Raw genomic sequence first — 11742 nt, 5'->3', positions numbered from 1 at the left:
AATACTGATAGAAAATATTAATTGTAAATTAACGAATATGGGTATGCAAGAAAATTAGATATGGTGTATAATTATGCAAAAATCATAAAAGGAGATCATCAAGATGAAATTGCGTAAGGCACGAATAGCGGATGTAGAAGCTATGATGTCATTAATTAATAGTAATGCAGAACAAGGGCTCATGCTTCCCCGATCAAGAAATATGTTGTATGAGAACATCCGTGAATTCCTGCTAGCTGAAGTAGATGAAAATTTAGTTGGAGTTGCTTCACTGCACATACTCTGGAGTGATTTAGCAGAGATAAGAGCGTTGGCAGTGGCTAGTGACTACAAGCGAAGAGGAATAGGAACTCAAATTGTCAAAACTCTTGAAGATGAAGCTAGAGAACTTGGATGTGCTAAAGTTTTTGCCTTGACATATCAACCAGAATTTTTTAAGTTTTGTGGATATAAAGAGGTTAGTAAGGATCAAATGCCTCAAAAGGTATGGACCGAATGCATTAACTGTATAAAATTCCCCAACTGTGATGAAATTGCAGTTAGTAAGATTTTATAATTTCATTCAATGCAGTTTTCACAGGTACCATTCAAAATGCCGAACTAAGAGTTCGGCATTTTGAATGGAACGGAATTTCTCTTCTTTTCATAGTTAATACTATGGCATTTGCTAAATATGAAGACGGAGAGAATTCTATGGATTTAAAATACGAAGTCCAAGAGAGTCTTGACCTTGCTAGGAAATATGTATCTGAAGGTGTGAATCAGATACTGTCAGGAAAACTTGATGAATTGCACAGTGTCTCTCCAAGCCAAGGGGCTACAGCCTTGGCGGCGCTGGCCCTTCTGGCGGTGGGAAGAGGATTTGAAAACGCTCAACTGCGTGGAATACAGTGGTTAAAGCAGCAAAATCAAGGAGGGTGGGGGAAATTCCCCGGTGATGAACCTGATGAAGAGATTACCCAAATAGTTCGGATGGTTCTGCAGGGAAGTGAAGGCGGATGGAAAGCTAAGATTAAACTTCTTTCACAAGCCAAGAGATTTTCTCACGTGATTTTATCCCTTGGACAAAGAGTTATTCCGGGATTGGAGGGGCCTACGCCTGAGGAAATAATGCTTCCTACCATTCTCGAGGATAGGGTATTAACAAGACTACCCCTTTATGGAAGATCTGTGGTGATAGCTGCCTCGCTACTGGCCTCAAACTCTCAAGCTGGAATTCAAAAGGGGATCCAATACCTTATCAATAGCCAAATGTCGGACGGTTCTTGGGCCGAAGATATAATTGCGACCAGTATGTCAATTCTAGCCTTAGTGAGCAAGGGAATGTATATAGAACAAACTCAAAAAGCTGGGAGGTGGTTGGTAAAGAAACAATATCCAAGTGGAGGATGGGCTGCTTTTGACCAACTAAAAGTATGGTCAGTCGGATGGGCAGTAAGTGTCTTTGGGGAAGTAGCTCAGAACTTTTCAGAAATCCCTTGGCTTGAAGAAGCAGTCAGCTGGTTGCAAAGAGCTCAAAATACAGATGGCAGTTATGGTAGTACCCCTCCATACACTCATCCGGATTTAGATGATACGGCAGTTGCTCTGATTGGTTTACATCAGGTAGTTGGTGAAAGGAATAACCTTGGAGTAAACCTACTGGAGAGTTTACAAAACCCTGACGGGAGTTGGAGTACATTTCCCAGTTTCCAAGGTATACCACCTAATGTTTGCTCGGAATTTCCAGTTTATATTTCCAGTGTAGACGTAAGTATTCATGTGTTAGAAGCCTTATGGCGAAGTTCGCGTGCACAAGAGGAAAAAATCTGGAAGGGGCTTAATTGGATTTTGGCACAGCAGAACGACCAAGGGGCTTTTCCCGCATCTTGGTTTGAGGGCTCAATTTATAGCACAGCTCAGGCTATGGAATTGTTAAGTAAGTGGAAGTTCAGTTGGGAACGATGGAATACTGCACGTCATGTTATAGGAGCCAGGAAAAAGGGGCTAGAGTATCTAGTGGAATCACAGAAGTTGGATGGGAGCTGGGGCTCTGTTGTGGAAACTGGTTTGACAATCGCAGGGCTATGGCGTTTTTCAAGAAATGTTCCCTTGAGAGTTCTAGAAAGTGGAATTAAAAATCTCCTCTCGGAACAGAACAGCAATGGCTCTTTTACACCGTCTTATCGAGGGATCTATGCAAAAGGATGGAATTATGAAGAACCTATAACTACAGCTTTGACAGCTATCCGTGCACTGCAACGTTATCAACGGTTATATAAAGCATCCTTTTTCAGATAACTTCTGTTTATCATCAAATTTTATAAATTTATCTATCCTAAATAAAATAATCAAGAGCCTTCTGTGAAGGCTCTTGATTATTTTAAAGCTCATTTTGTCTTATTAAAAGAAAATCCTTGTATTATTACAACTGCCTACTAATGTTTCTTGAGAATTGTATGTAGAAAGTTCCACTGGAAGTCCAGATAGGCATTCTTCATCTCGTTTTCACTCAAGCCTTTGGAGAGGAGATAATCACGAGAGGATGCTTCAAAATCACGGATGAATCCCAGAATTTCACTAGCATGAGTTGACAGCATTTTTCACCCTCCATTTCAGTACTTGCGGTAAGTCTTGTCCAATATTGGAACAACCTATAAGTATTATCCTTATTATAGAGAATTCTATCCGAGAAAGCTGTTGGAATAGGGAGTAAGGATTGAAAACAAAAGGGAAAAGAAAGGAGAACTATTTAGTATTTTTGTGGTTTTTTGTGGAATCTAACTGAACTGATGGGCAATGACGCCAAAGGGACACATCAAAGACCCGGTAATTACCAGAACGGTAGTGTTTTTTTGCTAAATGAAAGTCATTAAGCATAATATAGCAATCCGCAAGACTATGGTGAATATTTGCTAGATAGCTGACGGTTAATATTTTTTGCGTAATCCAATTGTTACTGCTTTTAGGAAATTTGTTTTGTTTTGCAAGGTGTATACTACGCTCAAACATTTTTACTGCTTCTGGAATTTTGTTAATTTGAATCAGTACACGGCCTTGGGTTGCCAGTAAAAGAGGGTCAACTAACGCATGAGGATTATCCCTCAAAATATACAGTGCACGCATAGGCTTGCCTTCTTTAAGAAGAATATCTCCAAGGGTCATACAAAGTAAGGGGTCTTGACTTGATAAGAATTTTTCAAGAATCGAAATTGCTTGAGTTGGTTCATGAAAGTAATAATATAGTTGGCTGGCAAAACCAGCGATTGATAAAGGACTGCTGTCTTGAGAAATGGTGTGTGCCATTCGTTGAGCAGATAACCTTTTTCCGGGAGGGTTAAAGTTTTTCTTCATTACCATACCTATGTAGGAAAGGCCAAAACCCACTGCCAAGCTATATAACCCGCTTCTAAGATCAACGTAAACAATTATTATTAAGGCTATAAGTATGGAGATTGTAGCTAAATATAAGAAAAAATACAACTTTTGTACATAGAGAATTTCCGGATCGTATTGAATACTACTCATTATATCCCCTCATTCATAAGTACTATTCAGTGAAGATAATTAGAACACTTCAATTAAGTGGATTTAAATAAAAAAAGTCCTATATTGATTTTGATGCATTAAGTATGTCAACTAACTTTAGTCTAAATTAAAAAGGTAAGCTCCTAGGAGTCAGAGGGGATATGCTACCCGATGTGATAGTATAACAAAAGCCTAGGTTTAAATTACCTAGGCGAAAGACTTTTTTTGAATTTCAAAGGTTTCAGTTATGTGACAAAAGCTTAGTGCTCTCATTCTAATAACTAATACCATCTGTAAGAATACAAAGAGGGATAATATCGTGGGCGATCTCTCGAAGTGATTATTCCCGGTACAAAGAGGAGTAATTCGAACATAAGATAAACTCCTTTAAACTATGACGGTTTAATTCATTATACGGAAATCAAGATTAGATGTGTTACCAATTAATCTAGGCTAGGCAGAAGATGTATAAAGAAACCCTTGGTCATCTAAGGGTATCAGAATTATCATTATGGTCGAGATGAGTTAAGGAGGATTTCCGCGTCCGGAAATCCTCTTTTGCGCAAAATCCAGGAGATTTAACTACTAGACTTTACTGATTAAACCATAACGCAAATAATGTCGAAAATCAATATGTAAATTATAGGAAGTCTGTAGTTCGGCTGGAATTTTTGATGTATTGTTTGTGTCAAGATTTACTTATTAGAATTACTAACATAATATTTTTAATTTTTAGTTCCTAAGTTATTGTAATTGTCATTAAAATGTCTTAAAATTAAATTCTAAGGTGGCATGATGGTCTGACCACTTGTTAATTAAGAAGATTCATCAATTAGGAGGAAGGTTTACATGCATAAAGATCAACAAGACGATCTATATAACAAGTTCAAGACAAAGATAGAATTAGTAGCCGGTGAGTGTTATCGTGTTAACACTGCATTAGAAGCCAGTGAGCTTGTCTGCAATGTTTTAATTGAAAAAGGAATAAAAGATGTGGCACTCTTAAATTCGCCCATCTCTGAAAAAGGAGATTTTGTAAATTCATTTGAGAAAAAAGGGATAATTGTCTACACCGATAATTTCCGCCAGGTAACACCTGACGCACAAGCCGGTATAACTCAAGTAAATTATGCGATTGCGGAGCTGGGCTCTTTAGTACAGGCAGATGCAGATGTAAACCAGCGTCTATGTTCGACCCTCGTTCCGATACACATTGCACTTATTTCAACGGATAAATTAATTCCAACCCTAAAGGATACGATGGCCACAATTCACAGCTTGCCAGAAATACCTGGTTTTGTAGGGTTTATAACAGGACCTAGCAGGACTTCAGATATTGAGCGAGTTTTAACAATCGGAGTTCACGGTCCTAAGCAACTTGTAGTTGTCTTTGTCGATGAGGAAGTTGGAGGTGTGGCATAATGGCTGACAAACAGTTTAAAAAGAAAATTTCTGATGCACTAGATAATAACGTTTTACGCGGAGCCTTGGGGCGTTTTGGAGATGCCTATGTGATTTCTCGTGAAAAAGCTTATGAAGGTTACAATTTTAAAGAAATCAGTGATAATATTGCAGAAGTAAAATCCTATGCTGCCAGTCATTTGGAGGAAATGATTGATCAATTTGAAAAACAAGCTACAGCTCGAGGCGCAAAAGTATATCGTGCTTCAACTGGTGAAGACGCCAAACAATATATTCTCGAGTTAGCAAAAAAGAAGGAAGTAAAACGGGTTGTAAAGTCTAAATCAATGGTTTCAGAAGAAATTTTACTGAATAAAACCTTAATGTCGGCAGGAATGGAAGTACAGGAATCCGACTTAGGAGAATGGATTGTCCAACTTGCCGGACAACATCCTTCCCACATGGTTATGCCAGCAATCCATATGACGAAAGAAGAGGTTGCCGACGTCTTCTCTGGACATTTGCACAAGCTAAATCAGCCTGTTATTGCTGAACTTGTTAAAACAGCTAGAGAAGAACTGCGAAAATCCTTTCTAGAAGCAGACATGGGTATTTCTGGTGCTAACATGGCAATTGCTGAGACAGGAACACTAATTATGCTTACCAATGAAGGTAATGGTCGTTTAACTTCAACCTTGCCGCCTACTCATGTTTTCTTAGTGGGCATAGAAAAACTCGTACCAAACTTTGAAGATGCTACACACATTCTTCAAGCACTACCAAGAAGTGCGACAGGTCAGCAAATTACCAGTTATGTCAGTATGGTAACAGGGCCGACCCCTGCTTATTATCCAGACGGGACGGTTCAAGATAAAGAATTCCATATCGTCTTAATGGATAACGGCAGACGCAAGATGTATGAGGATGAAAAGTTTAAAAAGACTTTTCAATGCATTCGCTGTGCATCATGTCTGAACGTTTGCCCAGCATTCCAACTTGTGGGTGGGCATGTCTATGGACATATTTATACTGGGGGCATCGGAACAATATTAACTAACTTTGTAAATTCTGAAAAAGATGCTCAGAATCCTCAAAATCTTTGTCTCCAATGCGGTAAGTGTTCAGAAGTTTGTCCCGGACAATTAGACATACCTCAAATGATCTTGGAATTGCGTAATCGGATGGGAGAAAAGACTGGTCTTCCATTCACTCAAAAATTCGCCCTTGATGTAGTGTCTAATCGACGTTTATTCCATTCAATGCTGCGTATGGCCTCAGTTGCTCAAAAGCCATTTACTAAGGGACAGCCTGTTATCCGACATTTACCTATGTTTCTTTCCGGTCTCACGGAGAAGAAGAGTTTACCCGCTGTCGCCAAGGTTCCTTTTCGGGATGTTTTTAAAACGATCAATCAGGACGTTAAAAAGCGAAAAGGGAAGATTGCCCTGTATGCAGGCTGCTTAATCGATTTTGTCTATCCCAGAATTGGAGAAGGGGTAATTAAGGCTCTCAATGAAAAGGGTTATGAAGTTGTTTTCCCTGATGGACAATCTTGCTGCGGAGCCCCAGCGACCTATATGGGTGACCGGGGGAATGCACGTAAGTGTGCGATTATGAATATTGAAGCTTTAGAGGCTGAAAAGGTCGATTATGTTGTCTCTGCTTGCCCGACTTGTACACATGCGCTTAAGGAGAGCTTCAAAGAGTTACTGCATGATGACCCGGCTTTAGCTTCTCGAGCAGAAGAATTAAGCAAAAAAGCAAAGGATTTCTCCAAATTGTTATTTGACTTGGGAGGCTTAACACCGGGCGGAGATGGAATTCCGCTCAAGGTAACCTATCATGATTCCTGTCACTTGAAAAGGTCAATGGGAGTATATACTGAACCACGCAAGATTTTAACCGATACTTCAGGAGTTCAACTTATTGAGATGAAGGAATCAGATCGTTGCTGTGGTTTTGCAGGATCCTATTCGATTAAATTTCCGGAGTTATCTGGTCCTATCTTAGACCGAAAACTAAATAACATTGAAGAATCAGGTGCGGATGTTGTGGTTGTAGACTGTCCGGGTTGTTTGATGCAGATCTCAGGGGGGCTTGATAAGCGAAATCCTGGAGTAAGAGCAATCCATACTGCGGAGCTTCTTTTAGATAAACGAAAAAATATGAAGAAAAATAGAGTTAAGTAGCTGGTTCTACATTATTAGTGATAAATATTTATTTTTCTGCCAAGGATTTTCCGGTGGGCAGCAAGAAGTAAGTGAGTGTAAAGCAAACAACCTTTTGTCTTAAAAAGTAGGCAATGTGTTGCCACGAAAGCGAGCGAAATCGTTAGAGGAAAAAGGATGTTGGCTAGAGAAGAGAGGCCAGAGCGGAAAACCATTAAATGACGTTTTTTGTTATAGAGCTTATAAGGGTCGGACTTGAACTATTACTAAAGCTTAAGTTGTAAGAATGAATCGATGCTCGTCAAACTTTTTTAAGAATCTATACAATGCGTTTTATGATATGAATGGTGTATCCGATACTGAAGCCTTATTACTTAATTAGCCCTTCCGACGTGCCTGCAGCATACAAAGGAAGGGTGCCTTAGGGATTGCACCTCTGAAAACAGAGCGGGTCGTTGCAAGAACTGAGATTCAAAGAACCCCAAGACATCATTTTGGGGTTCTTTTTTATCGTCAACTAAGGTCAGCCTAAAAACCCGGTGCAGAAATTAATTTCTAGAAAGTTGTAGATAGAATCAAGTTTAATAAGGTGGGAATAATATTCGTTAACTTTAAACATCTCAGATTTCTAGAAGGAATTTCAAATAAAAAGGGAGAATATTAACTTAAGAGCACAGACATCTGTGTTTAAGACCTCAATAAGGAGGATAATAATTGTGATCCAAGCTATTCTCTTTGACATAGAGGGAACATTAACCAATCTTGATATGGCAAAGTTTATGCAGAATTATCTTGGTATATTAGCACCGCGTTTTTCACATATAATTTCTCCTGATAAGTTTACAAAACAATTAATAAAATCTATGGAAAACGTTCAAAAGGAACCGAAGCATGAACAAACAGTAATGCAGGCTTTTTTCGAAGACTTCTCAAAAGCTACCGGCCAATCTGTTCAAACTATAAAGCAAATCTTTGATAGGTTTTATACCGCTGATTTCCCTGCTTTACGTTGTCTAGTACAGCCAAATGCCCAAGGGGTTAAAGTTGTAGCTAAGTCGATTCAAGAAGGGTTTTTAACAGCTATAGTTTCCGATCCCTTAATCCCGCTAGTGGCCATTCGGGAACAGATTAGTTGGACGGGTCTTAATCCGGAACAATTTAAAGTGATTGCGTCCTTAGATGACTTCCACTATACTAAACCTCAGCTAGAGTTTTTTAATGAAATTGCTGAAAAGCTTGGAGTTAGACCAGAAGGTTGTTTGTTAGTAAGTACGCATAACAAAGATCTTATCTGTCAAGAACTAGGTATGCAGGTCTTTTTAGTTGAAAAAGCCTTAGAAGCCAAGGATCAGAATCATCATGCAGGTCAGCTAGAGAATCTTTACCGACTTATTAGTAACGGTTTGTTATAATCTTAGCCTGCTTTTTATCAATTCCGAGCTCCATCTACTTTATGAATGGGCGTTCCTTATTCTACTTCAGTGAGTAGATTCCCCGCTGAAGCACGATGTTCTGCTTTAACCTAACGAGTTTACTGCGAAGATACAGAAAGGAAGGATTAGGGTGGGGGTCCTTTACCACTACGTCGTCGATAGTAATATAGAGAGATCAACTCCGCCTTTTCCCTCTGTACGCATGGCGCAGTTGTTTTACGAATTTCTAAGGCGATATAATGAGTGGAAGTATATAAGACGCCAGGAAACGATTGGAATGTTTGTTGTTTTAACCCTGGGATTTTTAGCGCTAACAATGCCGTGGTTATTTCCCAAGGTTGGTATTGTAATGAGTTTAGCAATGTTTATTCTTTTTTATTTTGCTGCGAGACACTATATCAAGTTAAATGAGCAAGTATGTCATTTATATGTTAATGTTCATATTTTGCATCATCATTTAACCGGTAAATTAGAAGTCGGTTTTTGTGATCATCGGGGGACTTGCCAATGTGCTGAGGATTTTCGGGTTTATGTTTTGAAAAAATATAATATCTGTTTTGATGATGGATTTCCACTAAGGTGAAAAGTGAAAGGAGTGATGGGAAAACTGGCAAAAAAACGAGGATAATGTTAGAATAGATAATATACCATTCTTAAAACTAGAAATGGAGGAAAGTTATATGAAAAAATATGTTTGTTCAGCCTGCGGTTATATCTATGACCCTGAAGCTGGGGATCCAGATTCCGGTATTGCACCTGGTACAGCTTTTGAGGATATTCCTGATGATTGGGTATGTCCGCTATGTGGGGTAGGTAAAGATATGTTCGAGGTTTCAGAGTAACATTTTACATATGAGTTATTTTTGAAATGCCTCCGATTCGGTTGCGTTGATAAATGATGAACGGGAAAAGCTGAGAGCTTTTCCCGTTCATCATTTATAGTATAGTTTTTTAGAGTTCCATTATTGCAGCTTCATCCCGGTCTAGCTTCTCCATGCATACCTTCAACCGGGTACGCAGGGCAGAGTCACTTACAGCATCTCTCATCTGCCGCATGAGGTCAATAGTGCGTCTAAAAACACTGATGATATCCCCTTCGTCCAGGTTGCACATAGCTTGGACTTCAATAAACGTACTGCCTTGGCTCCACGCGTGGGTAATCCCGGCCACCCGCGGATCAAATCTAATGGAATCTTGTCCGCAGATACTTTGAATATACTCAGCGATTTCTTTAACAGGGTTTGCATCAAAGACGCTTGTTTTTTGAAACATGTCATTTTTTCGAGCTTCAAAATCAACGCTGGAAAGTAAGGCATTGAGTTGATCATCATCTAATTGTGTAAAAATATCTGAGTATATTAGTTCGGTTACTAAAAGTTCTTGAACATAAATACGACTAGCGCAGGTTCCGCGAGGCAATAATTCATCACCTCTTAAGTAGCCAATCTGTCTGAGGTGGTTTTTCTTAAATTCAAATTCCTGAAGAAAAGCGTTTTCTGCAGGAAGGGCTGCCAAGGCATTTTGAAGTTCCTGCTGCTGCTGTTTGATCGCTAAGTAAGACTTACTTTGAGCAAAACAGTTCTCCTGATGCTGTGGCGTACAATTTTTCGGAGCCTGAGAGAGAAGTTTCTCCCAGGTACGTATCTTGCGAGCCATCTCTCGTCCGTATACACGGGATTGCTTGCGAGGCCCCAAGGATCTATAGGTCTTTTTTAGCTTTTCTAACTCTTTTCGCTTGGGATGGTGTTTTAGGGGACAGTTAAAGGAGCCGACCTCTCCGCAAATATACTGATGAGTACCTTCAAGCTTTTGCTGAATCTGGGCTAATTCTAAATTAAGCCTCTCTGAGCTCAGCTTGTAGCTGTAGGATGAAAAACTCTTTTGGAAATAGATTTCTATTTGTGCCTGTGATAATGTCGCTGTTAGATTAAGGACAGTATTGTACGTAAGTCGAAATTGACTGGTTAGAGGTTCTAGGCGATTTAACTGGAATTTTGGCGGAGGACTTTTTTCCATATAGCCCAGATCAACTAAGGCGAAGGAATAGCCTTTTTCATCCAGACCACGGCGTCCTGCCCTGCCGGACATCTGAAAAAATTCATGATTGGCAAGAGGCCGAAAATTTCTGCCATCGTATTTATTTAATGAATCAAAACAGACAGCCTTGACAGGATAGTTGATGCCAACGCTAAATGTTTCTGTGCAGTAGAGGACTTTAATAAGCCTTTCCAGAAATAGTTCTTCGACGATAACCTTTTGAGAGGGCAGTAAACCAGCATGATGATAAGCTATCCCCTTTGAACATAACCGTTTAAGTTGACGTGTTGAAGATGACCAGTCAAACTCAGAACCAAAGAGATGAATAAATCTATCTTCAACAATTTTTCGTTCGGCAGGTTTTAGATAGTTAGAAATATTAGCTAATTCCATTGCTTTGATAGCACATTGTCTTCGGCTAAAAACAAAAAAAAGTGCTGGCAGATGATGGCGTTGTATGGTTCGAATGAGGTCTAAGTGGGTCGTAGGGCCAAAGGGGTTTTCGTCATTTGTTCGATCTTTAAGTTTCCGGCGGTAGTAGCGCCATAGTTGATCGTAGTCGACAAGGCCGGTGTCTTTTGTATAGTAAAAGTACTCTAAGGGTACGACTCGATTATGTTCTTCAATAAGAGCAACCTCTTCGTGCCGAATCGATTCAATCCAGTCCACGAGATGTTTGGCATTAGCAATTGTAGCGCTTAGGCCAAGTATCTTCATTTTTGGAGGGGCTAAAATAATTGATTCTTCCCACACTGTCCCACGCTCTTCGTCATTCAGCCAGTGAATTTCATCAAAAACAATGTGAGATACAAACTCTAGGGACGGATCTTCAGTGATAACTTGATTGCGAAATACCTCCGTCGTCATAATTAGTAGAGGAGCATTGGGATTGAGAACTACATCTCCTGTCATTATCCCTACAGCTTCTTCTCCGAACATTTTTTTAAAGTCCCTAAACTTCTGATTACTGAGTGCTTTGATTGGTGCGGTATAGATTACTCTTAAATGTTCTTTCATGGCCTTTTCTATTAAATAATCCGCAACAAGGGTTTTCCCAGTACCAGTAGGTGCAGCAACAATAACTGATTTGCCAGCATCAATGGCATCAAGAGCCTCTTCTTGAAAAGGGTCCAGGCTCATTTCGTGATAAGTGCGCTTCGACATTTTAGTCAGCTCGTTTCTGATATGTTTTACTA

General features: G+C 39.6%; 10 protein-coding genes. 7 read left to right on the top strand and 3 right to left on the bottom strand.

Annotated elements, in window-relative coordinates; genetic code table 11:
• Positions 1–103: 103 nt before the first annotated feature.
• Positions 104–556 (top strand): N-acetyltransferase, encoded by a 453-nt coding sequence (locus tag DESMER_RS13110; RefSeq protein ID WP_014903548.1) that lies wholly within the window; start codon positions 104–106, stop codon positions 554–556.
• A 137-nt stretch (positions 557–693) separates the two neighbouring features.
• Positions 694–2280: a prenyltransferase/squalene oxidase repeat-containing protein gene (locus DESMER_RS13105; RefSeq protein WP_014903547.1), complete on the top strand. Its 1587-nt coding sequence runs from the start codon at positions 694–696 to the stop codon at positions 2278–2280.
• A 137-nt stretch (positions 2281–2417) separates the two neighbouring features.
• Here DESMER_RS13105 and DESMER_RS24005 read toward each other — a convergent pair whose 3' ends face one another.
• Together DESMER_RS24005 and DESMER_RS13100 are read right to left on the bottom strand one after the other, a co-directional pair.
• Positions 2418–2579: a hypothetical protein gene (locus DESMER_RS24005; protein ID WP_014903546.1), complete on the bottom strand. Its 162-nt coding sequence runs from the start codon at positions 2577–2579 to the stop codon at positions 2418–2420.
• A gap of 148 nt (positions 2580–2727) precedes the next feature.
• The gene (locus DESMER_RS13100; RefSeq protein WP_014903545.1) at positions 2728–3507 is read right to left on the bottom strand and encodes a tetratricopeptide repeat protein; all 780 of its coding nucleotides are present in this window, start codon (positions 3505–3507) and stop codon (positions 2728–2730) included.
• Between the two features lie 849 nt (positions 3508–4356).
• Here DESMER_RS13100 and DESMER_RS13095 point away from each other — a divergent pair.
• The 5 genes from DESMER_RS13095 (at position 4357) to rd (ending at position 9351) form a co-directional block, all read left to right on the top strand.
• The gene (locus DESMER_RS13095; protein WP_014903544.1) at positions 4357–4929 is read left to right on the top strand and encodes a LutC/YkgG family protein; all 573 of its coding nucleotides are present in this window, start codon (positions 4357–4359) and stop codon (positions 4927–4929) included.
• On the top strand, positions 4929–7097 hold the full coding sequence (gene ldhH / locus DESMER_RS13090) for an L-lactate dehydrogenase (quinone) large subunit LdhH (RefSeq protein ID WP_014903543.1): 2169 nt from the start codon (positions 4929–4931) through the stop codon (positions 7095–7097). The genes DESMER_RS13095 and ldhH overlap by 1 nt, the downstream gene beginning before the upstream one ends.
• Positions 7098–7792: 695 nt before the next feature.
• Positions 7793–8488 (top strand): HAD family hydrolase, encoded by a 696-nt coding sequence (locus DESMER_RS13085; RefSeq protein ID WP_014903542.1) that lies wholly within the window; start codon positions 7793–7795, stop codon positions 8486–8488.
• A 298-nt stretch (positions 8489–8786) separates the two neighbouring features.
• The gene (locus DESMER_RS13080; RefSeq protein ID WP_242830982.1) at positions 8787–9092 is read left to right on the top strand and encodes a hypothetical protein; all 306 of its coding nucleotides are present in this window, start codon (positions 8787–8789) and stop codon (positions 9090–9092) included.
• Between the two features lie 97 nt (positions 9093–9189).
• Positions 9190–9351 (top strand): rubredoxin, encoded by a 162-nt coding sequence (gene rd / locus DESMER_RS13075; protein ID WP_014903540.1) that lies wholly within the window; start codon positions 9190–9192, stop codon positions 9349–9351.
• Between the two features lie 109 nt (positions 9352–9460).
• On the opposite strand, the gene DESMER_RS13070 is transcribed toward rd, so the two are convergent.
• Positions 9461–11710, bottom strand: a complete 2250-nt coding sequence (locus DESMER_RS13070) for a DEAD/DEAH box helicase (RefSeq protein ID WP_014903539.1) — start codon at positions 11708–11710, stop codon at positions 9461–9463.
• Positions 11711–11742 lie beyond the last annotated feature (32 nt).

It is taken from the genome of Desulfosporosinus meridiei DSM 13257 (assembly GCF_000231385.2).
GTDB lineage: Bacteria > Bacillota > Desulfitobacteriia > Desulfitobacteriales > Desulfitobacteriaceae > Desulfosporosinus > Desulfosporosinus meridiei.
Note: the sequence above shows the minus strand (reverse complement) of the source record. Positions and strands in the feature narration are given on the sequence as shown.